Below are 24,688 nucleotides of genomic sequence, written 5' to 3' on the forward strand. Positions count from 1 at the left end.
ACCGACCACCGCGACCAGCCCGACCAGCGCGCTGCAGGCGCCCGACGAGTGGACCAGGATGACCCAGCACCCGAACGAGCAGAGGCCAACGACATGAGCACCGCACCCCGTGTCCTCGGCGGACGCTACGAGGTCGGCGAGCTGATCGGCCGCGGCGGCATGGCCGACGTGCACCTCGGCCACGACACCCGCCTGGGGCGCCAGGTCGCCATCAAGATGCTTCGCTCGGACCTCGCGCGCGACGCGAACTTCCTCCTGCGCTTCCGGCGCGAGGCGCAGTCGGCCGCAGGTCTCAACCACCCCGCGATCGTCGCCATCTTCGACTCGGGCGAGGACGACAGCGCCGTCGAGGGTCCCAACGGCACGCGGACGACGCTGCCCTACATCGTCATGGAGTACGTCGACGGCGAGACCCTGCGCCAGCAGCTGAGCAAGCGCAAGCAGTTCGAGCCCGCAGAGGCGATCCGCGTGACGGAGGGCATCCTCGACGCCCTGGCCTACAGCCACCGGATGGGCATCGTCCACCGTGACATCAAGCCGGCCAACGTCATGATCACCTCGGGCGGCCACGTCAAGGTGATGGACTTCGGCATCGCCCGCGCCATCGCCGACACCGCCGCCACGATGACGCAGACCCAGTCGGTCGTGGGCACCGCCCAGTACCTCTCGCCCGAGCAGGCCCAGGGCCAGACGGTCGACGAGCGGTCCGACCTCTACTCGACGGGGTGCCTCCTGTTCGAGCTGCTCGCGGGTCGTCCGCCGTTCACCGGTGACTCGCCGGTCGCCATCGCCTACCAGCACGTCGGGGAGCTGCCCCAGCCGCCGAGCGTCTTCAACGACGCCGTCGGCGGAGACCTCGACGCCGTCACCCTGCACGCGCTCGCCAAGGACCGCGAGGCCCGCTACCAGAACGCGTCCGCCTTCCGGGCCGACCTCGAGAACGTCCGGTTCGGCCGATCCATCAGCACGGCGGCGCTGGGCACCGCGGCCGCCGTCGGCGCCGTCGCCACCCAGACCCTCCCGCAGTCGTATGCCGTCGCCGGCTCCCCGACGGCGGTTCAGTCGCCCGTCACCGAGCGCAGCGAGCGCTACGCCAACACCGCGGGTCTGCCTGCCGTCGGCCATGACGAGGAGGACGACGAGAGGAAGGGCGGCAGGGGCAAGGCCGCGCTCATCACGGTGCTCATCACCGCCGTGCTGGCCCTCGTCGGATGGGGTGCCGTGACGTGGTTCAGCAACCAGACGCCGGCCGTGACGCTGGTCTCCGTGCCGACGATCGAGGGGATGAAGGGCGACGTGGCGGCGCAGACGCTCGCGACCAACAACCTCCGGGGCGAGAAGTCGACCGCACCCAGCACGACCGTGACCGAGGGTGACGTCATCAGCCAGGACCCCAAGTCCGGCACGAGGATCGCCGAGCAGTCGGTGGTCAAGTACGTCGTGTCCACCGGGCCGGACAGCCTGACCGTCCCCGACGTCACCGGCTTCGACAAGGACGCCGCGCGTGCCGAGCTCGAGAAGCAGGGCTTCGTCGTGTCGGGCTTCCAGGAGGAGAACACCCCCGACCAGGAGAAGAACAAGGTGACGAAGACCGACCCGGCCGCCCGGGCCGTCGTCGCCAAGGGCTCGAAGATCCGCATCTTCTACGCCACCGGCAACGTCAAGGTGCCCGACAACCTCGTCGGGCAGGACTGGGCCCTGGCCGCGGTCGCCCTGCAGAACGCCGGCCTCCAGCCGCGCAAGGAGACGGTCGAGTCCGCCAAGAACCCCGACGAGGTGCTGTCCGTCGACCAGGCCGGCAACGTCGTCAAGATGGGCACCTCCATCACCGTCAAGGTCGCCAAGGCGCCGACACCCCCGCCCGTGACGGTCACCTCGCCGCCGCCCACCACGCCGGGGACGACCACGACCGGCACCGGGACCGCGACGCCGACCCCGTAGGGCCAGGCACACGGCATACGACGAAGGGGCCCCTTCCCGAGCGGGCCTGTTCGGCTTCTGGTGGGGGACCAGGGGCAAATCGGTACCACTGAGGTGCGCCTCCCAGTGAAGCTGGGAGGCGCACCTCTTGTTGGGAGCGTGGACCAAGTCGCCGGCGTCACCCACTCATCCGGTGCGCGCCGGTGAGCTCTGCGCGAGCTGAATGCCGTGTGACGAGGGGAAGAACGACGGAGACGGAGCGAGCTCTGACTGGCGAGGTCTAGGTCTCCTCTTCGGGCGTCATGGCTGACGCGACTTGGTCCTGCACGAGGTGGACACGTGGACGAAGACTGACGGGGATTGCGGACTCGTCGACGCACTCACGGAAGTACTCCAGGTGTCGACGGTCCATCCAGTGCTCGGACTCCTCGACGCGCCTACCGCCGGGCCCTTGCACGGTGTACCAGAAGAGGTAGTCGACCCCATCAACGGTGTCGCAGAAGATGGACTCGACATACATCCGCTCCGGCTGCAAGGTCTCGAGCGCCGCATCGTGGTTGGCCTCGATCCAGGCCATCCACTCGTCGACCAGGGCCCTCTTGCCGTGCCGGATCGGGAACCTGGTCAGCTGCACGCGCATAGCGCGATCGTGCCTGACGCGGCCGTCTGGTGCATTGACTGCCGGTCTCGTGTTCGCAGACGACTTCGCCGTTGCGCTGGGGATGGGCTACTGCAACGTTTCTCCCGTCCGGGAGGGCCCTTCGTCGTGTGCCGGGTCGCGGGGTGGGTCAGACAGCGGCGGTCACGAGCGGGCTGAGCCCGACCGACCGCTCGACGGCGCGGACGTCGCCGCACATCGCGAGGAAGTTCGCGAGCATCCGGTGCCCGCCCTCGGTGAGGACGCTCTCGGGGTGGAACTGGACGCCGTGCAGGGGCAGGTCGCGGTGGCGCACCGCCATGACGAGACCGGAGTCGGTGTGACCGGTGACGAGCAGCTCGCCCGGGAGGGTCTCGGGGTCGATCGTCAGCGAGTGGTAGCGCGTCGCCGTGAACGGGCTGGGCAGCCCAGCCAGGACGCCCGTGCCGTCGTGGTGCACGAGCGAGGTCTTGCCGTGCAGCAGCTCGGGCGCCCGCCCCACCGTGGCACCAGCGAAGACGCCCAGGGCCTGGTGACCGAGGCACACCCCGAACATCGGCTTGGCCAGCCGGGCGCACTCGGCGATGATCTCGAGCGAGACCCCCGCGTCCTCGGGCGCGCCGGGTCCGGGGGAGACGAGCACCCCGTCGTAGGCAGCCGCATCCGACGCGGGGACGGCGTCGTTGCGCACGACGGTGCAGTCGGCGCCGAGCTGCTCGAGATAGCCGACGATGGTGTAGACGAAGCTGTCGTAGTTGTCGACGACGAGGATGCGGGTCATGCGGGCCTACTTCTGCGTGCTGACGGTGTGCGGGCTGGGCTGACCCTGGACCGTGACGTCCTCGAAGGGCAGGAGCGGGGCGACCGCGGGGAACACCCAGCCGAACAGGATCACCACGGTAGCGGCGAAGAGCACCAACGCGGACAGGGACTTCGCGAGGCGGCCACCGGGGAGTCGGCGCCAGAGGGCGGCATACATCGGTCAGAGGTCCTTCGGCGTGGTCAGGTAGGCGGCAGGCAGGCCCTGGGCGCGCGGGATGGTGGTCTCGAGCTTGGAGAAGACGATGTAGCGGGAGGTGTTGCCCCACCGGGGGCTGCACGTCGTCAGCGTGAACCAACGCTCGGTCGGCTTCACCCCCGGGCGCTCCGGCACGGGCGCGACGACGTCGGAGCGGTCCGGCGCGACGATCTCGTGCCGGACGACGCGGTAGACGTTGTAGGCACTCTTCGTCTCGAGGACGAGGACGTCGCCGGGGCGGATGAGGTCGACGTCGAGCAGCGGGTTGCCGTGCCCCGAGCGGTGACCGGCGATGCCGATGTTGCCGACGGCACCCGGCAGGGCCGTGCCGGGGTAGCGGCCCATCCCGTCGGCGAGGACGTCGGCGCCGACCCCCTCGCGCACGGGCTTGGCCCAGTCGCCACCGAGCCGCGGGATGCGCAGCACCGCGAAGAGCTCACCCGGCTTCGGCTGCGTCTCGGCGGGGGTAACGGCCGGTGCGTGCCCGGCGGAGGGCGAGGGCGGCGGGGCGGCGAAACTGCGTTCAAGACCGCTGACCGCATCGGCCTGACCCGCATCCTGCACGTGGGCCTGCCACACGAGCAGCCAGACGACGAAGAGGCCGACGAGCAGCCCAGCGGTCAGCAACAGCTCGCCGACGGTACGGACGAGGATGCGAATGCTCATGCGGGCCTGTCGGGAGAGGTCACGGGGTGCCGGTGGTCGGCCGGATCGGGGTCGCGTACTGGAAGTCGACCGAACCCGAGTATGCCGGGAACTCGGTCGAGCCCAGGGTGTGCAGGCCGTAGCCGAGACCGACCGCGTCGACGTACTGCTTGTAGATGGTGACGGACGGGTCGGCGTCGAGGCCCCGCTCCATCCGGTCGATGTCACCGATGGCGGTGATGCGGTAGGGCGGGGAGTAGACCCGGCCCTGCAGGATCAGGGTGTTGCCGACGCAGCGGACGGCACTGGTGGCGATGACCCGCTGGTCCTGGATCATCATCGCCTCGGCGCCCGAGGTCCACAGCGCGTTGACGACGGCCTGGACGTCCTGCTGGTGCACGACGATGTCGTCCGCGGTGAAGCCGTCCGGCAGGGAGTCGGCGGTGCGCTTGGCGTCGTCGAGCGTGACCTCGAGCGCCGGGCCACGGACCTTGGTCGTCGCGGCGGTCGGGGCCAGCTCGTCGGCGGCGCGGGTCAGGCTCGAGAGGTGCTGGTCAGCCGGGGCGCTCGTCGTGCTCAGCCTCTTGACCTCCTTCTGCAGCTCGTCGAGGACACCCGCCTGCGCGGCGACGCGGGCGTCGCCGGCGATGATCAGCTGGGGAAGGTCACGGTCACCCCGCAGGTCACGGCCCTGGGCGGTCTGGAAGCTCAGCGCGAACATCACGCCGGCCGCTGCCGTGACGACGGGCACGAGCAGACGCCAGGTCAGGCGCCGCCGCGGACGGACGGGTGCGTCAGCCACGTCGACAGGGTCGACAGGGTCGACAGGGTCGACGATGCCGGTGGCGTCCTCGCCCACGCCCTGCTCCGGCGTCTCGGCGTCCTTCATCACGGCTGACCTCGCTCGCGCGGACCGTCCGCGCCGCCACCATTGTGCCTCGTCACGGTTCGTCGACGGACCGGCGGTACGGGCAGGCGCGGCGGGCGGGCGCGGCGCGGTGGAGGCATCTCCGTGTTCTCCTCGACACCGGACGGCCGTCGTGCCTGCTCAGGCAGGGACGCCACGCGTGTCATTGGTTACCCTTGCCTCAACTCAGAGCAAGGAGAACGCAGTGCCCGAGTCCAAAGGCCGCGACCACAAGGCGACGGCATACACCCCGCCCCGCACGAGCAAGGCCGCCGAGCCCAACCCCACCTGGTGGGCGCCCGTCTTCATCACGCTGCTCGTCCTCGGGCTGCTGTGGATCGTCGTCTACTACGTGACCGAGTACAAGTACCCCATCGGGTCCATCGGGGTCTGGAACCTCGGCGTGGGCTTCGTCCTGCTCATGGGCGGGTTCATCATGACGATGCGGTGGCGCTGAGCCGCGAGGCTCACCCTGCACAGACCGCCCGACGCCGGCTGTCCACACCTGTGGACAGCCGGCGTCGTGCATGTCGGTCCACACCTGTGGATGACGGCCGTGCACAACCTCCGGCGCGCAGGTCCCCGGTTATCCACACAGTTGTCCCCAGCTGGGGATGAATGACATCTGTGTAACTACATCCACAGGCTTGTCCACAGCCCGTGGATAACCGTCTGCTGGCCTCGCCGCGAGGAGCCTCAGAGCCGCGCCAGACCGAGCTCGGTGACAATCCGCTCGGCGGTCCGGCGGGCGTCCGCGTGGTCGTTGTCGAGGCGCAGGTGACGGTGCCCCGGCAGCAGTCGCTCGCCGTCCCGCGCGGGGTCGGTGGTGAACCGGGCACGCGACTCGAGGTCGACGACATGGGCGCGGGCCCAATCGACGTCGCGCTTGCTGCGCTTGTGGTCCATCCGGTCAGCACCACCCTCCCGGGCGAGGCGGACGTGCTGGGGTGCGCAGAGCTCGACGACGTCGACGGGGGCGCCGGCACGCTCCACGGGCTCGACGAGCTCCTGCAGCTGCTCGAGCTCCCTGGGGTCGTCGAGGTCGATGGCGAAGGTGAAGACGAGGCCGGGCAGCCCGGCGACGACGGACTCGGCGATGACCTCCCGGCGGATCATCGCGTTGATCCGCCGGAACGAGGGCGTGCCGAAGTCGTAGACGCCGAGCAACGGCTCGATCGACATGTGGTTGTGGAAGAGCCGGAAGCCGGTCAGGTCGCAGACCGCCCGGCCCACCGTCATCTTGCCCACGGCCGGCGGGCCGGTGACGCAGATCAGGTGCACGGGCCGGTCACCCGAAGATGCTGAGCTCGCGGATCGCCTCGGGGACGGTGAGGTACTTCCCGACGGTGACCGCGACGAGCAGCACGAGGACGGCTCCGAGGGCGGCCCACACGAGGTGGCGCACACCCTGTCGGCGGAAGGCGACGATGACGCCGGCGCAGATGACGCCGGTCACCAGCCCGCCGAGGTGGGCCTGCCACGAGATGCCGGGGTAGAAGAAGCCGAAGGCGGCGTTGATCGCGATCGTCGCGTACATCGCCGCCGAGGAACGCCCGAGGTGCCGGTTGAGCACGAGGAGCGCCCCGAAGAGCCCGAAGATGGCCCCGGAGGCACCGACGACGGGGGTCAGCCAGGCGTCGTCCAGGCCGGCACGCAGACCCGCGATCGTGGGCGAGCCGGCCATGAGCGTCACGGCCACCTGCCCGCCGATGCCGCTGATCAGGTAGAGCGCGGCGAACCGGGCGCGACCGAGCATCGGCTCGAGGTACTGCCCGAGGGACCACAGCGCGAACATGTTGAGCAGGATGTGGAAGACCGTCTGCGGGGAGTGCAGGAAGGCCGCGGTGACGAAGCGCCACGGCTCGGTCCACCCGAGGAACGGCGCGAAGGCGAAGTTCTGCGTGACGCTCGAGTTGGCGCGCTGCGCGAGGTAGACGACCGCACAGATGCCGATGATCGCGTAGGTGACGACGGGCGTGCCGTCGGTGGCCCGCCCACCGAAGACGGTGCGAGCGCTGGGCGTGGTCCGGGCGGCTTCGCGTACGCAGTCGACGCACTGGATGCCGACGGCGGCGGGCCGCTGGCACTCGGGGCACGCGGGCCGGCCGCAGCGCTGGCAGCGGACGTAGGCCTCGCGGTCAGGGTGGCGGGGGCACACGGACGGACCGGCAGCGGGCTGCGGCACTCCCGGCTCGAGCGGGGGCTGGCCGGGCTGGCCACTGGTCGGGTTGTCAGACAACGGGGGTCCCCCTGCCGGTCACGTCCGTGGGCGGTGTAGCTGTCGTGCGTTGCTGCTGTGGATCTGTCGTGCTGGAGGGTCAGTCCTCGATGGTGACCGAGTTGAGGACGACGTCCTCGAGGGGCTTGTCGTTGGCGCCGGTGGCGACCGCCCCGATCTTGTCGACGACGTCGCGCGAGGCCTGGTCGGCGACCTCGCCGAAGATCGTGTGCTTGCCCTGGAGCCAGGTGGTCGGCGCGGTGGTGATGAAGAACTGCGAGCCGTTGGTCCCCTTGCCCATGCGCTTGCCGGCGTTGGCCATGGCGAGGATGTAGGGCTTGGTGAAGTCCTTGTCGGGGCTGATCTCGTCGTCGAACGCGTAGCCGGGGCCACCGAAGCCCTGACCGATCGGGCAGCCGCCCTGGATCATGAAGTTCGGGATGATGCGGTGGAAGATCAGGCCGTCGTAGAACGGGGTCGGGTTGGTGCGCCCGGCGTCGTCCTTGTACTCCTTCTCGCCCTTGGCGAGACCGACGAAGTTCTCCACCGTCTTCGGGGCCTGGTGCTCGAAGAGGTCGATGACGATGTCACCGTGGTTCGTGTGCAGGGTTGCCTTCATGGGGCCAATCCTCGCACGACCGAGCACGTATGCCGTTCGGGCGGGTATGCGCCGTGTGACGCGGAACGCTGACGGTGCACCCACCGTTGGCCAAGGAGAAGGATCGTCCTCACAGCAGCTGGGGACGCGACCCGATGAGCAGCCGGCCGGAGCCGGTCGAGGACGGAGTGCCGATGTCGTTTCTGGACAACCTGAAGAAGAAGGCCGAGGAGCTCGATCTCGAGACGAGGGCCAAGCAGCTGCAGGACACCGCGACGCAGGCAGCGAAGCAGGCGCGTGAGAAGGCGGGCGACTACGCCGCGCAGAACCGCGAGAAGATCGACGGCTACGTCGAGACGGCCACGACCAAGATCGACGAGAAGACCGAGGGCAAGTACGCCGACAAGGTCGCCAAGGTCAGGGAGCAGGTCGGCCGCGGCGTCGACAAGATCGCCGAGGGCCACACGTCCGGGCCGGCGCCGGTGCACGAGGGCGGTTTCGACGCGGCGGCCGGCGACCTTCCCGTGCCGACGCGGGAGGCCCTGGCCGACACGACCCTGGAGGACACCGTGCTCGGGCTCGACCACCTGCCCACCGCCCCCGCCAGGCACCAGGACGCGCCCATCCCGGAGGACGCCGACACGGGTCCGCGCGGGACCCAGCCGCCCCACGACGGCACGATGTGACACCCGACCCCGGCGACACGGCATACGCCGAGACTGTCGGGGTGGTCACGTTCGGGAGGTGTCCGTGCGGTACGTGGCCGAAGTTGGCAGGATGGGTAAGGACGACAGGACCTAGGAGGACGTATGTTCGGAACCAAGCAGTCCCGCACGGAGGCTGCCGTTGACCAGGCACGCTCCGCGGCGGCCGACCTCGGCACCACGGCAGGCGACCGGATCGGCTCGCTGAAAGTCAGCGCCGCCGACACCGCGAGCGATGCCGCCGCAGCCGCGAAGGACCGCGCGTATGCCGCGAGGGAGGCCGCGACGCCGGCGCTCCAGGACGCGGCCGAGACCGCGCGCGAGCGGTTCCACGACGCGGCGGCGGCCGCCAAGCCGAAGGTGGAGGCCGCGCAGTCGACGCTCGTCGAGAACGTGCTGCCCAAGGTCGGCGCGGCCATCGCGACGGCCGCCGCGGCTCTCGCCGCCGGTGCCGAGCAGGCTCGCGAGGCGGCCCAGCCGCACCTCGAGCAGGCTCGTGACGCGGCCCAGCCGCACCTCGAGCGTGCCGCCGCCCAGGCCAAGGAGTCCGCGGCCGTCGGGGGCCACCGCGCCCACGACGCCTACGCGGTGCTCAAGGGCGACGCGGTCGCGAAGCAGCGGCGCGGCAAGGGCAGGTGGCTCATCGCCATCGGCCTGAGCGCGGCCGCGGTGGCCGCTGTTGCTGCTTTCCGCAAGCAGAAGCAGGCCGACGACCCGTGGGCCACGCCACTCGACACGCGCACCGGCGCGGGCGGAACCCTCGGCTCCGACGCGGCGACGCTCAAGGACAAGGCGGCCGAGCAGGTCGGCCACGCCAAGGACGCTGTCGCCGACGCCGCGAGCAAGGCCAAGGACAAGGCCGGCGACCTCGCCGCCAAGGGCCAGTCCGCGATCGCCGACGCGAAGGACCGCTCCGGCGAAGCCGTCGACGAGGCGACCGACGCGGTCGCCACCGAGGGCGAGGGTGAGGTCACGGCGGTCGACGCCGCGCCGGACTCCGACGCGATCACCTCCGAGGCGGTCGAGGGCGGCACCATCAACGGCGCCTCCACGACGGACTCCCCGCGCGGTTCGGCCCAGGCCAAGCTGGACCAGGAGCAGGGCGACAGCCAGAGCTGACGCCCCGCGCGACACATGCGCAGGACAAAGAGAAGGACAAAGAGAAGGACCCGGATGCCGAGGGCATCCGGGTCCTTCTCTGCTTGAGCTGGCTCGCACCGACAGGGGGACAGCGCGAGCCAGCACATGCAGAAGGGCTGGGCGCGGTTCGTGCGTGCCCAACCCTTCGCTGCAACCAGTCTAGACCCTGTCTGGCTGGTTGCGCGAGAGGCTCGATGAAGATTGCATCACATCGCGGGCCGCGAGTTGGTGCTCCACTGAGCATGGCACCCGAGCCGGTCCTGCGCCATAGGAAGATCCCGTGGATCGGCTGTGCGTCTCTTCCAGGATCCGGCCCGCGCAGCCGCGGTGCGCTGAAACCTAGCGCCGCATTACTCCCAATTATGGGGTTTCGTGCTGTTACGTTCACCTCGCCCGGTAGCCGCCGGGGCACAGGGGACTCACCAAAGGCACACCTCACATGCGTTCGAATCTGCAGCGCCTAGGCGTGGCACTGGCCGGGGCGTTGCTCGCCACGTCCGTCGTGGCCGCGCCCGCATCAGCCGCTCCCGCCTCTCTCTCGGGCGCCATCACCGCCGACGACACCGGGGCCCCGATCCAGGGCTGCGTCGACGTCTACACCGCCGACCGGAGCTGGGCCGGAAACGCATGTTCGGACGAGCAGGGACACTGGGGCGTCGACGGCCTCGAGGCCGGGGTCGGCTACAAGATCCAGGTCAGTTCCTGGGATGGGGTCCACGTGGGGGAGTGGGCCCAGGACGGTGTGTCGTTCGAGACGGCCACCGAGTTCACCGCGCCCGCGACCGTCGACACCGGGCTGGCGGCCGGCGGAACGATCAGCGGAAGCCTCCGGCGTGCTGACGGTTCGCCCGCGAGCTGGGCCTCGGTGACGATCTGGGACGCGGCAGCGGTGACGCAGGTCGCCACCACCAACGTGGGGGACGACGGCTCCTTCACCATCACCGTCCCCGCCGGGGACTACAAGGTGCAGTTCCAGGACTGGCCGTCCGAGCAGTGGGCGGTCGGCAAACGCAGCTCGCAGGAGGCCGACCTCGTCCACGTGGGCCGGGCCGAGACCACCCGGATCGATGACAGCTTCCGCCCCAGCGGCTCGGTCGCTGGAACGATCACGAGTGACGTCGACGGTCGACCGATCGCCGGTGCCTGCGTGACCATCACGAGCTTCCCTGTCGACGACTCGTCGTCGTGGGCGGGTGAAGCCTGCACCGACGAGTCCGGCGCCTACTCCGTTCCGGTGTCGACTGCCGGCACGTATGCCGCCGCCGTCCGCGACGACACCGGCGCGTTCGCTGCGGAGTACTCCGGAGACACGACCGACCCTGCGCGCGCCACCTCGTTCGAGGTCGTCGACGGGCAGCAGACCCACTTCGACGCACGCCTTGCGCCTGGCGCGACCATGACCGGTCTCGCGGTGGACGGCAAGACCGGCGCGCCGGTCGAAGGTGCCTGCCCAGCCGCATACGTGGGTCACGACGGCGGGTACCTCCGTGGTCAGGTGGCGGAGTGCTCCGCCAGCAATGGACGATGGACCATCAAGGGACTTGCCGCCGGCTCGTACGCCCTCCACCTGGGGACGTCGGAGGGGAGCGACTACATGGCTGGCACGTGGGCATTCAAGGCGACGTCTCAGGCGACCGCGGACCTCCTGACCGTGCGCACCGGCGAGAGAGCTGCCGTCCGGAACGTCAAGCTCGCTCCCGGCGGCCGCATCAGCGGCCGGATCACCGATCAGTTCGGCCAGCCCGTCGAAGGCGCCTGGGTCGATGCCAGCGGCCGTCTGCCCGGCCGGGCTGGACCGGGTGAGGGGCGGTACGACGCGGTGACGGACGCCGACGGCCGCTACACCATCATCGGTCTGCCCGCCGGCTCGTACACCCCCGTCGTCTACACCGACTCGCGCCGTCCCGAGCTGGCCCCCGAGTGGTCCGGTGACGCCGACAGGCTCTCCTCAGGGTCAGCGATCAGCGTCAAGGCCGCCAAGACTGCGACGATGAATGCCCAGCTCGCACCCGGTGGCACGGTGACCGGCCAGGTCGTGACCAGCTCCGGTCAAGCCGCGCCCGCGGGGCTCGAGGGTGACATTTTCGATGCGGACGGGCAGCCGGTGGGCTCGCTCTGGTGGGACGGCCACGCGCTCCACGCAAGCGCTCTGCCGAGTGGCGACTTCACCATCTGTATGCGGGACTTCGAGACCGGTCACACCTGGTGGTACGACGGTGCTTCGAACCAGACCGCGGCAACCCGACTGCACCTCGAGCGAGGCGAGACGAAGGACATCACCTTCCACCTGGGGTGACCGGCGCCGGTCCCCACCGGCCACGGCGAGCTGGTTGCGCAGCGTCGCTGAGTCACCCTCGAGCCAGCCCTCCGCCGCCTTGCCGTGCGTCTGCCCGTCGATGACGAGATCTAGAGGGCGCGCTGCGTCACTGCTCCACCCACCGGAGCACTGACGCAGCCGCCGACACCCCAACGTCAGCTCCGTCCGGTTGGGCCCACCCAACTGAACCTTGCCTTCAGGGCCCGATACAGCACGTACATGGTCGCGCGGGCCGCCGCTCCAACGCCGACCGCCCGTGGTCGCACCCGCGTACGATCGATCAGGTAGGGGTTCGGCGCCGAGAGGTGAGCCGATGGGCACGACGGTTGAGGTGCAGTTCGACGAGCGCGGGTCCGATGACGCACGCCTTGACCTGCTGCACCGACAGCTCCGCCAGCAGCTCCACGAGGTCGGTGCCCTGGAGATCCTCCCGGGGGCGGCGCCCGGTGTGCCGGTGCCCGAGAACACCCGCGGGCTCGATGTCGAGACCCTCGGCACCCTGATGGTGGCCGTGCTCGGGTCCGGAGGCCTGACCGCCCTCGTCGCCTCGGCGCGCGACTGGCTGGGCCGGGGCACGCGCGACGCCCGCTCGCTGCGCATCGAGATCGCGGGGGACGTGCTCGAGCTCACCGGCGTCACGGACGACGAGCACGACCGTCTTGTCGCGCTGTTCCTGGCGCGGCACGAGGACGTGGACGCGTCATGAGCGGCGCGTCATGAGCGGGGCGTCATGAGCGGGGCCACGGGCGGCGCAGCGCCGGCCAGGCGCGCCCTCATCATCGCCAACGACACCTACGACCACGCGAGCCTCAGCCAGCTGCGCGCCCCCGAGGCCGACGCGCGCGCCCTGGCCGGCGTCCTCGGAGACCCCGAGATCGGCGGCTTCGACGTGTCGATCGTGCACAACGCCGCCTCGCACGAGGTGCAGTCGCACATCGACGACCTCTTCGCGGACAGCCGTCCGGACGACCTGCTGCTGCTGCACTTCTCCGGCCACGGCCTCAAGAGCGACTCCGGCGAGCTGTTCATCGCGGCTCGGAACACGCGGCCGGACCGGCTGGGATCGACCGCGGTGCCGGCCGATTTCATCCAGCGGTGCATGCGCTCCGCCCGAGCACGCACCATCGTGCTCTTCCTCGACTGCTGCTACGGCGGCGCCTTCGGCGAGGGAGTGGCGGTCCGGGCGGCCGGCCCGGTCAACGTCATGGAGAGCTTCCCCTCAGGTCGCCTCGGCGGCGGGCGCGGGCGCGCGGTGATCAGCGCCTCGAGCGCCATGGAGTACGCGTTCGAGGGCACGACCCTGACCAGTGACCACGAGGTCCAGCCGTCGGTCTTCACCTCAGCCGTCGTCCACGGCCTGCAGACCGGCGAGGCGGACCGCGACGAGGACGGCCTCGTGTCGTTGGGTGAGCTCTACGACTACGTCTTCGACCGGGTTCAGGAGCAGAACCCCCGCCAGACGCCCGGCCGTGACGTCGAGATGTCCGGCGAGGTCTACCTGGCGAAGAGCCGCCACAAGAAGGTGCGCCCGCTGCCGATCCCCGACGCGATCGTCGCTGCGCTGCGTGAGCCCGACCCCACCTATCGCCGGGGCGCCGTCGTCGAGCTGCGCGACCGGCTCGGGCATCCGGACCTGGGCGTCGCGCTCGGCGCTCTCGAGGCGCTCCAGGGCATCGCCCGCTCCGACACGAAGGCCGTCGCCGACGACGCGGCCGCCGTCATCGCGGGGGCGGCCCCCGGGGTCAGCCCGGCGACGCTCGACTTCGGTGAGATCGCTGCCGGGGCCGTCGCCGCCGTCGAGCGTGAGCTGCGCGTGAGCGGCGTTGCGCTCGCGCGGGAGGTGCGCGTCGACGCCGATCCTCCGCTCAGCGCCGTCGTCGAGGGACCCGTCGTGACCGTCACCTTCTCGCCGACCGACCAGCCGTATGCCGGCAGCCTCACCCTGACGAGCCCGACCGGGTCCGTCGTCGTGCCGGTCACGGCCTCCGTGGGCCGCCGGACCGGTTTCCTCGAGTCCGCACCGCCGGTGGCCGAGCGCGTGGACGAGCGCGTGGTCGAGCCCGTGGTCGAGCCCGCTGCCGCGGTCGGCTCGGATCCCACCGTGGACACGGAGCCCGGCGGTCGCGCGCTCGTCGGTCGGCGCCTGCGCCCGGTCGAGACACCACCCGAGGCTGCCGCGCCCGTGCACGAGGCCGCCGAACCGCGCGTCCGCGTCGCGTCCCCGACGACGTCCCCGTCCCCGACCCCGACCACGTCCCCGACCACGGGTGCACCGTGGCGACGCCGGGTTGCGGGCGGCGCGGCGCTCATCGGCGGCCTGATCCTGCTGCTCAGCATGCTTGCGCCCTGGTTCGACGGCGGGACCTACTCGGACAACGCACCGGAGCAGATCCCGGCCATCGGCATCCGTGCACTGCTGGCGCTGACCGCGGGGGTGGTGGCGTTCGTGCCCCGCGTCAGCACGCCGGTGTCCGTGGCGTTCCTCGCCTCCGCCGGCGCCGGCGCCGGTGCCGGTTCGCTGACCATGATCGGTGTGGTCCGCGACTCCGGCCTCGATCGCGTCGACGCCGGTTGGTGGCTGGCGCTCGCCGGTCAGCTCCTCGTCGGCGCGGCAGGTCTCGCGGCCGTACTGGTTGCCGCCACGAGCGCCCAGGTGCTGTTCCACCGGTTCGACCGGCGCGCCCCGGGCTCTCTCGTGGCCCTGTGCGTCGGGCTCGTCACGACCGCCCTCTTCGTCGCCTACGCCGTGTTCCTCGCTCCGGAGGTGCCCTACTGGGCAGCCGTTGCTCTCGTGTGGGGCCTGCTGACCTTGGGCGTCACCATGGCGGCCGTGCGCCTCGGCGCCGCCACAGGGCGGGTCCTGCTCGGCGGCTGGGCTGTCGGCGTCCTCAGCTACTCGGTGTCGGACTGGGTCTTCCGCAACCACAGCTCGCTCGACCTCAACGTCATACCCTGGCTCGTCCTCGCCGGCGTCGCCCTTCTCGTCGCAGCTGCTTTCCTCCGGGTCAGCCGATCGTGATGGACACCTCGTCCGCGCGGCCTTGGTAGAAGTGGGTGTCGTTGGGCTTCCCACCGATGGTCAGCGAGACCGAGTTGGCGATGCTCCCGACCACTCGGGTCGCGACGGGGCCTGACTTTCCGTCGACGGTGACATAGGCCTGGGTGTCCGTGAGGTGACACTCGACCTGGTGCCAGGAGCCGTCGTTGATCCGCTTCGGTCCATAGACGCGGTTCTTGGCTCCGCCGGGAGAGTTGAACGCGCAGTCGGGGTAGCCGAACTTGTTCGCCCCCGCGGTGCCGACGATCTCCAGCTTGTACGCGCCGCCGACCGCGTTGGCCTGGCCCTTCTGCAGGACGTTGTAGTCACCGCCGGTGAGGCTGCTGGGCACCCAGAGGTAGGCCGAGACCGTCAACGGCGACAGGTAGGGGTTCAGGTCATCGGCCGACGGCACCGTGACCTTCGCGCTGGGGCCGGGGAACTCGAAGGCCGTGCCGAACTGACCGGGGACACCGGGCAGCACGTCCGCGCCGATCGCACCGTGGTGGCCTCGCCCCGAACTGTCCACCGCCACCGTGTCGCCCGGCTGCTCGTCGAGATGCCACAGCGCCACCGTTGCCGGGCCCGAGGTCCCCACCGTCGCGGCACTGACCGGAGCCCCTGCCAGCGCGACCGTCAACGTGCCAGCCGCCATGACCGGCAGCAGAATTCGTCCCATCATCGTTCCCCCCTTGACGGCGGAAGGTGCCGCCCCCATTGCCCTGGATGCACGCTAACGGGCGGAGAACACCTTGCGTGCACTTTTCACGCCAACGGGCACGAAAGAGCCCCTTCCCGGTGACCGGGAAGGGGCTCTGAGCTGTGGTGGAGCCAAGGGGACTCGAACCCCTAACCCCCTGCTTGCAAACTCGGCGCGAAAGGATCGGGAGCCAGCGGCAGCGCAAGCCGAGACTCGTTGGCGACCACTTGGTGTTCCCTATCGTCGCCCTCGTTGCCGTACTCCGCTGCAGTACTCCCGGAGCGCCGGGTGGGGTACTGTCCCAAGGCCCCCGGCTGATGGTCCTTGGCACTCGGACAGTCCTCGATCGTCCACGCGCGCTGCGACCCGGGTGCGCGCTGCAACTCGCGGCGCTGGTGGGGACCGCCGCTACCGCTGTCGGTGGTGACCGTCATCCTTGTGAAGTCGGCGCGCCTCCCAAAGACTGGGACGAAAACCGGCCACGATGTCCTGAATTCGACCTAGAGAGGCCCCGCGTCCTGTGACTGCCGTACAACCCGTGCCCACCCTGCTCGACCAACTTTCCGTGACCCTCACACGGCCCCAGATCGCCGACCTAGTCGGTGTCACGGAGAGGACGGTCCGCAGATGGCTCAGCGGGGAGACTCCAGTACCTGGACACGTTGACGCAGTCCTGACCCGACAGCTCCGCAGGGACAAGCCCGAGTCGGCCTTCACCTTCATCGACCTGTTTGCCGGGATAGGCGGAACGAGGCTGGGCTTCGAGGGGGCGGGTGGCCGCTGCGTCTTCACGTCCGAGTGGAACAAGTATGCGCAGCAGACGTACCTCGATAACTTCGGCACTGACGACGGCCACATCCTTCAGGGTGATATCACAGCGATTCCCGCGACGGAGGTTCCCTCGCACGATGTCCTGATTGGGGGATTCCCGTGCCAGCCCTTTTCGATCGCCGGAGTTTCCAAGAAGAATTCTCTCGGCCGCCCTCATGGCTTCGCGGACGAAGCACAGGGAAACCTGTTCTTCGACGTGGCTCGCATCATCGACGAGAAGCGGCCAAAGGCGTTCATGCTCGAGAACGTCAAGAACCTCATGTCGCACGATCGGGGTCGAACCTTCGCCACCATCAAGAAGGTCCTCGAAGAGGAGCTTGATTACAGCGTGAGCGCACAAGTGGTCGATGCGTCGGCTTGGGTGCCCCAAGCGCGGAAGCGCATCTTCATAGTCGGCTTTCGCGACAAGCACAGCTTCGACTGGCGAGACCTTGAAATTCCTGAGGATCCGCCAACGATGGCCGATGCACTGCACCCTGAGGATGGATCCGAATCGCCGGAGCATCACTATACGCTGGGGGATCGCGCGGTCGTCAACGAGAAATACATCCTAACGGAGCATCTTTGGACGTACTTACAGAACTACGCCCGCAAACACCAAGCAGCAGGGAACGGTTTTGGCTTCGGACTGGTCGGGCCCAACAGCGTTGCTCGCACCCTGTCGGCGCGCTACTACAAGGACGGATCAGAGATCCTCGTGTCACGCGGCGAGGGCGAGCGACCCCGGCGATTGACTCCGCGTGAGTGTGCCAGAATCATGGGCTTTCCCGACGACTTCAAGATCAAAGTCTCGGATACGCAGGCGTACAAGCAGTTTGGCAACTCGATCGTCGTTCCAGTGGTCGAGGCGGTGGGCAAGCTGGTCGCGAACCAGCTCTGAAATGGACGTCGTTGACCCAGTCACTCGTAGCCGGATGATGAGCGGTATCCGTGGCAAAAACACCAAGCCAGAGCTTGTCGTGCGACAGTTTTTGCACCGCAGCGGTTTCCGCTATCGCCTTCACGTCAAGAAACTTGCCGGCAGCCCTGACATCGTGCTGCCGCGATGGGGCGCCGTCGTGTTGGTACACGGCTGCTTCTGGCACGCGCACCAGGACTGTCGATACTTCCGAATCCCGGCCACCAGATCAGCTTTCTGGGAGGTCAAGCTCTTGGGCAACCGGGCGCGGGACCGACGTGACGTCGCGGCACTAGAAGAGGGTGGGTGGCGCGTCGCGATCGTCTGGGAGTGCGCGGTTCGTGGCTCGCTTGACCTCGAACTGCTCGCGGCCTGGCTCAGGTCGGGGGATACCCGACGATTCGAGACCAGCGTCGACCGCTTGAAATGACTGATACAAGCGGTTCAAGTTCTTGGAGGAGCACCGGAATTGCGACCTGCGTCTCCCGATCCACTTGCCTGAATCGCCGAGCTTTAGGTTGATGCCCGGATCGTAATAGACGTCCCCGCTTGCCAGTGCTTGAAGGAGCAGTGGGAACGTTGTCCCAATGCCGAGCCGGACCGTGGAGCCGTACCTGAACCCGGCGGGCGCGTCGCTCTGAATGTATGGAACATAAGCTGTCTGTCCGTGCTTCATCCGCCAGTGTTCGAGGAGCTTCGCATACGACCAAGAGGCGGCGATTGATCCATCCTTACCGATCAACTGGATCGCTCCGTCGCCGGTGAACTTGCTACCCCCTTGGTAACCCTCAAGCCGAATGTGTGCCCCAGTGAGTGCTTTCGGTGCATCGCCGACCCGCATAACCCCGCCAAAGTCCCATCGGTCTGGACGTCGTTGGTACCCGTTGGCCATCACGAACCGTTTGAAGTCCTCCACATACAGGCCTCCATCCGGCTCAGGTGTCATGAGCGTCAAGACTCCGGCGTTGAGGGCCGCAGGTCGGACCAAGCTGCTGACTTTGTGCGCCTTGAGTTCCCAACCCAAGTAGTCCGGCTTGGCCTCGGCGTTGGGTACCACACCAACGGCAGCTTCGAGGGTGAACCCGCCGCAGTTGGTGCCTGTGCACACCCGCAGCGTTCCGTCCTTCGCCAAGAGGCGTGGGGGCAGCCAATCGGGCTCCGAGGCGATCTCGTGCAGTCGGCCCAAAAGGGCGGAACGGGTGTCACCCTGCGCACCCTGCTTCAGCTGCCACGTGTGGAACGGACCGTACGCCTGCCCGAGCATTCCAGAAAGCAACTGTTGCCCTGCCTGCGATTCCGGCGGCAGTACGAGTCCATAGACTCTGTCTGAAACTGGGGCCAGCAAGAGGACGCGGTTAAACTCCTTTCCGCGACGGCCGATCGCCAGCAGTGACAAGGGCGCATCAGGGCTACCCCGTAGGAACCCGGACAGCCGCACCTCGGGGTACTGGGGGTAGTAGATCAGCTTGGCACCCGGAGCAGGAACCGAGATGAAGCCTGGGGCAATCCACCAGAGGTTGACCAGAGCTTGGTAGCGGACTTTCCCACTTGCTCCCGCCTTTTGACTTGCGGTGACGCTGGCGACCACCTCCCCGGATGGAATCTTCGCGGTCGCCGTAAGGTCTTGGCCCACATAAATCTGCTGCTTGTCATTGCCCTGCTTGTCGGTCAACCGCCGGACGAGGACCTCGTCGGCGCCCAGGTCACGGAAGGTTGACTCGATCTGAGAGAGGGTCAGACCAGCGAGCCAGCGGTCGTACTCCACGGGGTCGGTCCTCGGCATGGGGTGAGCCTGCATGCGCCGTGGGGTTTCCGCCACTCGAACCGCCGGGGTGACTGACTTTCCGAGACCCACGCTCGCTGCGACGAGTTGCTGAGTGGACCGCGCCCTCCGTACGCCGGCCACGTATGCTGGCCCCGTGCCCATCAAGATCTCGAAGGCCATGCGCTCCAAGCTTCCACCTGAGGAGCGCGACACTGCTGAAGAGGTGCTCTGGGCTAAGAGCACTGGAAAGTGCTTCCTATGCGAGGTCCAGTTCAATCGATCTGCCGATGACATCGAACCAGATCACGACGTCCCCGAACGCGAGGGCGGCGCAACCACGATCGAGAACCTCAATCTCGCTCACGCTTCATGCAACCGGGCCAAGCGAAACGCCAAGACCATACCGATCCGTCCGTATCTGAAGCTTGCTGCCTTCGGCCAAAAGCGCCGTCTCAAGTACGACGGTTACCTCGAGCATTTCGAGATTGAGACCAAGCCCGTAGTCATCACGCGCTCAAGCGGAACGGCAACGTTTGAACTGCCGGACGGTGAGATCGTCGAAACCCCCATTTTCAGCGAGTCGAACTCCCAAGGCGACTTCGAGTATTGCTTCCTGCAGTTGCCTCGTTCGGCGATCTTCAACGACGACGCCTGCCAGCCACGGGCACTCCGCCTCGAGCACGCTTGGGCAATCTACGCGGATCTGCAGCGCAACGTCCTTCACGAGCCCCCCAGCTGCCGAGCAGATTCCACTGACTTGGGCTCGCCCGTAAAACTGCTCATGTTTGACGGCCAGCACAAGACAATTGCGAATTGGATGTTGGGTCGGCAACGGGTCACGACCAAGGTCTACCTGAATCTCACTGCTGCCCAAGCCAACGAGTTAGTCAACTCGATACAGGCGAAGATCAAGAAACTCCCGCTCTCGCCGTTCGAACTGGCCGGGAAGATGTCGGATGAGTGGGAAAACAAATTCCACGAGTATGAGGAACATGTTGGCTCCACCGGTGTTTCCGAGAAGGGGTTCCTCGATTGGTTGCCTGCCACGGAACGCACGAGAGGCAAGCAGGCCCTCCAAGCTGCGCTCGTACAGAATATTCTGGCGAGCGACGATCTGCGTATAACAAACTTCGTAAAGCGCCCCGGCTCGCCGAAGGCGGACGTCGAAATCACCGAGCAACAGTTGAAAAGTAAGTTGATCGAGAAACTGCTCGTGATGGACGCCTCCACGGGAGCCGGCGAGGATGCCCAAGCCACACGGGACCAAGAAGCGACGAATATCATTGCGTGCCTGAACTTATTTAGTGATCTGGCATTCGAGCCCAAGGAAGACGCCGTCGAGCTCACCATTCAAGAGAAGGATCGGGCGCGTCGGCTGACGTACCAAGCTTCCTTAGCGTACGTGGCCACCCTCATACGTCAGCTCTGGTTCCACATTGCAAAGCGAGCAGAGACGAAGTCTCTGATGACGGACGAGATGTCTGAGACGCAGTGGGGTGAAGTGCGGAATGGGATTGAGCTTCTCGTCAAGCATCCTGCTTGGGCCTCCCCATACGAAGATTCGGACAAGATGAAGCGACTGAAACTGGCGTTGGAGAAGAACCAAGAGGTGAAGGAGTCACTTGAGGAGCTGGGGCTGGATCTGTCTTACCTCCTGCTTGGTCCAAGCGCCACGACCTACAAGAAAGTCTGGAAGGACGCCGGCTGAGGACGGCGCGGCAGCGCCGCCCGCAAGTCGGCAAGGCGCGAAGCGCCTTCTTGATCCAATAGAGGTCAATCCAGCAAGCAACGCCGTGAGAGTGTGTCCTCCGTCGGGTGATGCGCGACAGTCGTCCGCCACCTGACGCGCGATAGGGGCCCAATTCGGCACCGTTGGGTCTGGGCGTCTCCGTGGGTCGCCTGGACTTGAGGAGGCCGGGATTGGCACCGGTTGTCTTGTCTGTCCTGGGTCAGCCGTTGGACGCGGTCCGGGCTGTCCTAGGTGGGGCAGACGTCACCGAGAAAGGCAGGTAGGTGCGGGGTGCATCGAGTGGCTGGGTACCTGACCGACCAGTTGGCGGGGCCGGTCGATCTGTCGCGCCGGCCAGGCGTCCCAGTTGCCGTCAATTGGAGCCCGATGTCGGGTAGTTTCGGAGAGGCATCCTGGGCAACGTGTCGGGAAGTGGGCTCCGCCGCCGGAGCCATGCCTTGTGGTTGGGTTTCGGCTGGAGGATGACGTGGTCAACGATGAGGGTCCAAGTTCGGGCGCCACTCTGCGCCGACTGAGCCAGGTCGCCGCCGTGGCCTCGAGCAACCGACTCGAAGAAACCTTGGACTGGCTAATTCCGATGCTGGCGTACTATTCGAATAGACCATGGAAGTCGGCAGATGACTGGTTCGACGAGATTTCTTCTGCATACGGCATCGAAGTGTCCCTTCACGATATCGGTGAATCTCTGTCCCGGCTGAGTTCTAAGCGACTCCTCATCTGGGAGGCCAGCAAAGCAGAATTCAGTCTCTCCCGCGCGTGTTCGGGCGACATCGAAGCGAAGATCGAAGCCGCGAGCGACCTTGAAGAGCGCGTGATGAGCCTTTGGATGGAGGAGCACGCGGATCTCGGCGTTGAACGAGAGGCACGCGAGTGTTGGCAGGTGCTGATGGACTATTGCGCGCCGGTCTTTCGAGCCCACGGTATTGATGCTGTGCGCGTACTGACTGACGACGGTCCCGACGTTCGAGATGAGACACATCTGAAGGTACTCGAGTCAGTTCTTGAAGCTCACTCGATCCCAAATGGTGAACGTGACGGATACCGCCGAGCCATTGCGGACTTCTTTCAATCCGAGAACCCCGAAGTAACGGGCTATATCGCTCAGATGGCGGACAGCACTTTCAACCTCCTAGCTCTCTGCGTTGATGATGCGAGCAGGGAAGCCCTCAGGGGAGGGATGCCTAAGCTGAAGATATTCGTGGACACGAACATCCTTTTTGCGCTTTTGGGAACCCATGACACGCCTCTCGCCGCGGCGAGCATAGATCTATTTCGCGTAATCCAAGATTCAGATTTGCCATTCACGCTCTATTATCACGCTAAGACGCTTTCCGAGTTGACGCATACTGTTGAAGATGCGGCTTACCGCCTGAAGAAACAGACATGGTCTCAGCACGTGAGTAAAGCAATAATTCAACTCCCTTGGCAGGTCACAAGGGTTAGCGGCATTGAGATGCGGTTCCATCAGCTAAACGCTAAGCGGCAGATAGATCCCGCGGCTTTTTGCGCTCGCTTCGACTCGCCCGCGGCTCTTTTGAGTGAGCATGGATTGCGCATTTTCCGCGAGCCTGAGGCGAGCGAGAGCCAAGGGAGGCTTGAGCTCCGATCTACCCTGATTTCCGACTATAAGGATTATCTAACCAACCACCCACGGCGCAGGAATACCAACTATGCCAAGTTGGATCACGACTGCTCGGTTTGGATGCTAGCGAAGGATCAGCAGGCCCCTACGCGCAAGGGTTTAATATTCTCGGGATCATTCTTCTTGTCGAGCGATTACGTGCTGTGGCGGTTTGATCGGGAGATTCTTCGGGAAAACTACGGTTCTCGGCCAGTCGTCGTGTTGCCGGATGCATTTTTGCAGGCGCTCCGTCCGTTCGTAGGTGGCTCAAGGTTCGACAATCGCGCATTCGTGCAGGCTTTTAGTGCGTCCGAGTTCCGGGCCAACAGTGGTGCGGGCTTAGCAACGACAGTGCGCAGAGTTATGAGTTATCTGGCTGCCTTTGACGACATTTCCGAGGAGACGGCGGTTCGCATACTCACGGACAACATCCTATTGGAGGGATTGAAGAAGTATGAGGAGACGGCTCCGGAATTCAAGCAGGCGATCGAGAAGGCGCTATTTGCTCACAACGAAGCGCTCGTCCGGGATCGGGACGAGCTCCTGCAAGAACGTGGCGCCCAATTGGGTCTAGCTCGCCAGGCGTTGATGGACGTCGGTGACGGAAGCACTTCTTCGGATGCACAGGCAGTTCTTAGTGAGCTGATCAAATCACTTGAGCGCTCCCCGCGTTTAGGGTCAGGTCCAACCATCAACAACTATGGAGGTACCGTGAACACGGACACAGGTGGGGTCTATCACAACCAAGGATCGCAGGTTGGCGCGCAAGGTCCGTCCGCCTCTGCCACGGAGAATTCGTTCACGATGCAACTAGTTCAACTGAACAATGATCCAGCACTGGTGAAGGAATTGCAGGACGTCAGATCACACCTGCTTACCCAGGCGAAAAGCGCGGCCGATTACGAGGTCGTGGCTGGAGTGCAGGGCGCTATTGAGGCGCTTGAGGCGAAGGATGAGTCGAAGGCTGCGGGTCCACTGCGGCGCGCTGGGCAGAAAGCCCTCGACGTAGCCATTGAGATTGGTGCAAAGCTCGCGTCGGCTGCTATTCAATCGCAACTTGGTTTAGATTCCTAACGTCTCGTTGATGTCAAGCCGTGGAGGCGGCGGGGTGGCCCGCGAGTGTTCGGTGGCCCGCATGTGTGCGGCAGCCGAGCGTTTCGAACGCGAGCTCGTTGATCTCGAGCTGATCGCGTCGAGGTAGAGCTATCGAATGACCCGTTCGACTAGGTGCGCGGCCGACGTCTGCTGCCCTTGCCGATGAGGAGGATTCGCTCGCAGTCCTCGGTGGGCAATCGCATTGAAGCGTGTCGAGCTCCCATTCAGCATGGCAATTTAGACGGGGCCGAGCGAGTCCGTCTGCGCAGTGACGAAATGGCGTGACCCACCTCCGGATCCGCGCGAGGCGCCGTATGAAACCCAGCCAAGCGGGTCTGGAGATTCAGCCATGCGCCTGACGTGGGCAGTGGTGAGGCTGTGGGACTCAACCATGCGCGACGCCTCCCTCCCTCGTCCTCGGCGCCTGAGACTCCGCACCTCGTCGAGGTGGTTCGGTACTCGTGGAAACCCGACCGTCCGCTCACCCCTCGAGGACCACCCTCGGTGAACGGGGGGTGAGAGCTGCTTCAAGACTTGGTCAGGTCCCGGCGTGTTTCTTCGTCCTTCGTGCAGGTGTCGCGGTGCTCTGGATTGGGCGATCTGCCCGATTCCGTCTGGAAGGGGACACCATGAGCACCATCGCAACGTTGGTCACCGCTGCCGGCACGTCCGGCCTGCAGGGCTGGATCAAGTCCAACATCATCCCTCTGCTGCTGCTCTTGGTGGCCACCATGTTGTTCGTCCTCGCGCAGCGCGGAGACAACGCCAAGGCCATGCGAGTGGTCGCTGGCGTAGTCATCGCGCTCGCCGTGCTGGGTCTCGCCACCAGTGGCCGGGCCGACAGTCTCGGCGCGTGGATGGCCTCCTTGGTCACGGGATGAGCTGAT

Annotated in this window: 21 protein-coding genes and 1 pseudogene; 12 read left to right on the forward strand and 10 right to left on the reverse strand. The window is 66.8% G+C overall.

Annotated features, from left to right (window positions below; genetic code table 11):
• Positions 1-93 precede the first annotated feature (93 nt).
• Positions 94-1,941, forward strand: coding sequence for a Stk1 family PASTA domain-containing Ser/Thr kinase (pknB, locus tag AC1DIW_RS07100; RefSeq protein ID WP_478107016.1), 1,848 nt, complete (start codon positions 94-96; stop codon positions 1,939-1,941).
• A gap of 259 nt (positions 1,942-2,200) precedes the next feature.
• Here the strand turns inward: pknB and AC1DIW_RS07105 are convergent, their stop codons facing one another.
• The 5 genes from AC1DIW_RS07105 to AC1DIW_RS07125 all read right to left on the reverse strand — a co-directional run bounded on the left by AC1DIW_RS07105 (position 2,201) and on the right by AC1DIW_RS07125 (position 5,109).
• Positions 2,201-2,560, reverse strand: a complete 360-nt coding sequence (locus tag AC1DIW_RS07105) for a DUF6176 family protein (protein ID WP_442281031.1) — start codon at positions 2,558-2,560, stop codon at positions 2,201-2,203.
• A 148-nt stretch (positions 2,561-2,708) separates the two neighbouring features.
• Positions 2,709-3,338: an aminodeoxychorismate/anthranilate synthase component II gene (locus AC1DIW_RS07110; RefSeq protein WP_478107017.1), complete on the reverse strand. Its 630-nt coding sequence runs from the start codon at positions 3,336-3,338 to the stop codon at positions 2,709-2,711.
• Between the two features lie 6 nt (positions 3,339-3,344).
• Entirely contained in the window at positions 3,345-3,536 is a 192-nt protein-coding gene (locus AC1DIW_RS07115; RefSeq protein WP_442281029.1) for a hypothetical protein, read from the reverse strand.
• 3 nt (positions 3,537-3,539) lie between these two features.
• Positions 3,540-4,241 (reverse strand): class E sortase, encoded by a 702-nt coding sequence (locus AC1DIW_RS07120; protein ID WP_442281028.1) that lies wholly within the window; start codon positions 4,239-4,241, stop codon positions 3,540-3,542.
• Positions 4,242-4,260: 19 nt separating this feature from the next.
• Complete coding sequence (locus AC1DIW_RS07125; RefSeq protein WP_478107018.1) at positions 4,261-5,109, reverse strand: DUF881 domain-containing protein; 849 nt, start codon at positions 5,107-5,109, stop codon at positions 4,261-4,263.
• A gap of 223 nt (positions 5,110-5,332) precedes the next feature.
• Here AC1DIW_RS07125 and AC1DIW_RS07130 point away from each other — a divergent pair, with 223 nt between their 5' ends.
• The gene (locus tag AC1DIW_RS07130; RefSeq protein WP_056750107.1) at positions 5,333-5,584 is read left to right on the forward strand and encodes a cell division protein CrgA; all 252 of its coding nucleotides are present in this window, start codon (positions 5,333-5,335) and stop codon (positions 5,582-5,584) included.
• A 239-nt stretch (positions 5,585-5,823) separates the two neighbouring features.
• Here the strand turns inward: AC1DIW_RS07130 and AC1DIW_RS07135 are convergent, their stop codons facing one another.
• The 3 genes from AC1DIW_RS07135 to AC1DIW_RS07145 all read right to left on the reverse strand — a co-directional run bounded on the left by AC1DIW_RS07135 (position 5,824) and on the right by AC1DIW_RS07145 (position 7,964).
• Positions 5,824-6,408, reverse strand: a complete 585-nt coding sequence (locus AC1DIW_RS07135) for a DEAD/DEAH box helicase family protein (protein ID WP_478107019.1) — start codon at positions 6,406-6,408, stop codon at positions 5,824-5,826.
• A 7-nt stretch (positions 6,409-6,415) separates the two neighbouring features.
• Positions 6,416-7,366 (reverse strand): rhomboid family intramembrane serine protease, encoded by a 951-nt coding sequence (locus AC1DIW_RS07140; protein WP_442281025.1) that lies wholly within the window; start codon positions 7,364-7,366, stop codon positions 6,416-6,418.
• 79 nt (positions 7,367-7,445) lie between these two features.
• A complete protein-coding gene (locus AC1DIW_RS07145; RefSeq protein WP_442281024.1) occupies positions 7,446-7,964 on the reverse strand; it encodes a peptidylprolyl isomerase in 519 nt (172 codons plus the stop codon).
• Between the two features lie 134 nt (positions 7,965-8,098).
• Between AC1DIW_RS07145 and AC1DIW_RS07150 the strand changes: the two genes are divergently transcribed.
• The 5 genes from AC1DIW_RS07150 (at position 8,099) to AC1DIW_RS07170 (ending at position 15,123) form a co-directional block, all read left to right on the forward strand.
• Positions 8,099-8,629 (forward strand): antitoxin, encoded by a 531-nt coding sequence (locus AC1DIW_RS07150; RefSeq protein ID WP_478107020.1) that lies wholly within the window; start codon positions 8,099-8,101, stop codon positions 8,627-8,629.
• A gap of 123 nt (positions 8,630-8,752) precedes the next feature.
• The gene (locus AC1DIW_RS07155; protein WP_478107021.1) at positions 8,753-9,766 is read left to right on the forward strand and encodes a hypothetical protein; all 1,014 of its coding nucleotides are present in this window, start codon (positions 8,753-8,755) and stop codon (positions 9,764-9,766) included.
• 460 nt (positions 9,767-10,226) lie between these two features.
• Positions 10,227-12,083, forward strand: a complete 1,857-nt coding sequence (locus AC1DIW_RS07160; protein WP_478107022.1) for an MSCRAMM family protein — start codon at positions 10,227-10,229, stop codon at positions 12,081-12,083.
• A gap of 334 nt (positions 12,084-12,417) precedes the next feature.
• Positions 12,418-12,810, forward strand: coding sequence for a hypothetical protein (locus tag AC1DIW_RS07165; protein ID WP_478107023.1), 393 nt, complete (start codon positions 12,418-12,420; stop codon positions 12,808-12,810).
• Positions 12,811-12,834: 24 nt separating this feature from the next.
• Positions 12,835-15,123, forward strand: coding sequence for a caspase family protein (locus AC1DIW_RS07170; protein ID WP_478107024.1), 2,289 nt, complete (start codon positions 12,835-12,837; stop codon positions 15,121-15,123).
• Here AC1DIW_RS07170 and AC1DIW_RS07175 read toward each other — a convergent pair.
• A complete protein-coding gene (locus tag AC1DIW_RS07175) occupies positions 15,110-15,823 on the reverse strand; it encodes a LamG-like jellyroll fold domain-containing protein (RefSeq protein WP_442281018.1) in 714 nt (237 codons plus the stop codon). The genes AC1DIW_RS07170 and AC1DIW_RS07175 overlap by 14 nt on opposite strands.
• Positions 15,824-16,379: 556 nt before the next feature.
• On the opposite strand from AC1DIW_RS07175, the gene dcm reads away from it, so the two are divergent.
• A complete protein-coding gene (gene dcm / locus AC1DIW_RS07180; protein WP_478107025.1) occupies positions 16,380-17,552 on the forward strand; it encodes a DNA (cytosine-5-)-methyltransferase in 1,173 nt (390 codons plus the stop codon).
• A 1-nt stretch (position 17,553) separates the two neighbouring features.
• A pseudogene (locus tag AC1DIW_RS07185) lies at positions 17,554-17,847 on the forward strand (very short patch repair endonuclease); the annotation flags it as partial.
• Between the two features lie 15 nt (positions 17,848-17,862).
• Here the strand turns inward: AC1DIW_RS07185 and AC1DIW_RS07190 are convergent.
• Positions 17,863-19,353, reverse strand: a complete 1,491-nt coding sequence (locus AC1DIW_RS07190; protein WP_478107026.1) for an MvaI/BcnI family restriction endonuclease — start codon at positions 19,351-19,353, stop codon at positions 17,863-17,865.
• Positions 19,354-19,489: 136 nt separating this feature from the next.
• On the opposite strand from AC1DIW_RS07190, the gene AC1DIW_RS07195 reads away from it, so the two are divergent.
• The 3 genes from AC1DIW_RS07195 (at position 19,490) to AC1DIW_RS07205 (ending at position 24,682) form a co-directional block, all read left to right on the forward strand.
• Entirely contained in the window at positions 19,490-21,043 is a 1,554-nt protein-coding gene (locus AC1DIW_RS07195; RefSeq protein ID WP_478107027.1) for an HNH endonuclease, read from the forward strand.
• A gap of 508 nt (positions 21,044-21,551) precedes the next feature.
• The gene (locus tag AC1DIW_RS07200) at positions 21,552-23,780 is read left to right on the forward strand and encodes a hypothetical protein (RefSeq protein WP_478107028.1); all 2,229 of its coding nucleotides are present in this window, start codon (positions 21,552-21,554) and stop codon (positions 23,778-23,780) included.
• Positions 23,781-24,430: 650 nt separating this feature from the next.
• Positions 24,431-24,682 carry a hypothetical protein gene (locus AC1DIW_RS07205; protein WP_478107029.1) on the forward strand — a complete coding sequence of 84 codons (252 nt, stop codon included), beginning with the start codon at positions 24,431-24,433 and terminating at the stop codon, positions 24,680-24,682.
• Positions 24,683-24,688 lie beyond the last annotated feature (6 nt).

Source organism: Terrabacter sp. 01T434 (assembly GCF_056398545.1).

Bases quoted from the DNA above. Each gene is read 5' to 3' on its own strand.
- pknB (WP_478107016.1), top strand. From the start codon at position 94: ATGAGCACCGCACCCCGTGTCCTCGGCGGACGCTACGAGGTCGGCGAG.
- AC1DIW_RS07105 (WP_442281031.1), bottom strand. From the start codon at position 2,560: ATGCGCGTGCAGCTGACCAGGTTCCCGATCCGGCACGGCAAGAGGGCC.
- AC1DIW_RS07110 (WP_478107017.1), bottom strand. From the start codon at position 3,338: ATGACCCGCATCCTCGTCGTCGACAACTACGACAGCTTCGTCTACACC.
- AC1DIW_RS07115 (WP_442281029.1), bottom strand. From the start codon at position 3,536: ATGTATGCCGCCCTCTGGCGCCGACTCCCCGGTGGCCGCCTCGCGAAG.
- AC1DIW_RS07120 (WP_442281028.1), bottom strand. From the start codon at position 4,241: ATGAGCATTCGCATCCTCGTCCGTACCGTCGGCGAGCTGTTGCTGACC.
- AC1DIW_RS07125 (WP_478107018.1), bottom strand. From the start codon at position 5,109: ATGAAGGACGCCGAGACGCCGGAGCAGGGCGTGGGCGAGGACGCCACC.
- AC1DIW_RS07145 (WP_442281024.1), bottom strand. From the start codon at position 7,964: ATGAAGGCAACCCTGCACACGAACCACGGTGACATCGTCATCGACCTC.
- AC1DIW_RS07150 (WP_478107020.1), top strand. From the start codon at position 8,099: ATGAGCAGCCGGCCGGAGCCGGTCGAGGACGGAGTGCCGATGTCGTTT.
- AC1DIW_RS07155 (WP_478107021.1), top strand. From the start codon at position 8,753: ATGTTCGGAACCAAGCAGTCCCGCACGGAGGCTGCCGTTGACCAGGCA.
- AC1DIW_RS07160 (WP_478107022.1), top strand. From the start codon at position 10,227: ATGCGTTCGAATCTGCAGCGCCTAGGCGTGGCACTGGCCGGGGCGTTG.
- AC1DIW_RS07165 (WP_478107023.1), top strand. From the start codon at position 12,418: ATGGGCACGACGGTTGAGGTGCAGTTCGACGAGCGCGGGTCCGATGAC.
- AC1DIW_RS07170 (WP_478107024.1), top strand. From the start codon at position 12,835: ATGAGCGGGGCCACGGGCGGCGCAGCGCCGGCCAGGCGCGCCCTCATC.
- AC1DIW_RS07175 (WP_442281018.1), bottom strand. From the start codon at position 15,823: ATGATGGGACGAATTCTGCTGCCGGTCATGGCGGCTGGCACGTTGACG.
- AC1DIW_RS07190 (WP_478107026.1), bottom strand. From the start codon at position 19,353: ATGCCGAGGACCGACCCCGTGGAGTACGACCGCTGGCTCGCTGGTCTG.
- AC1DIW_RS07205 (WP_478107029.1), top strand. From the start codon at position 24,431: ATGAGCACCATCGCAACGTTGGTCACCGCTGCCGGCACGTCCGGCCTG.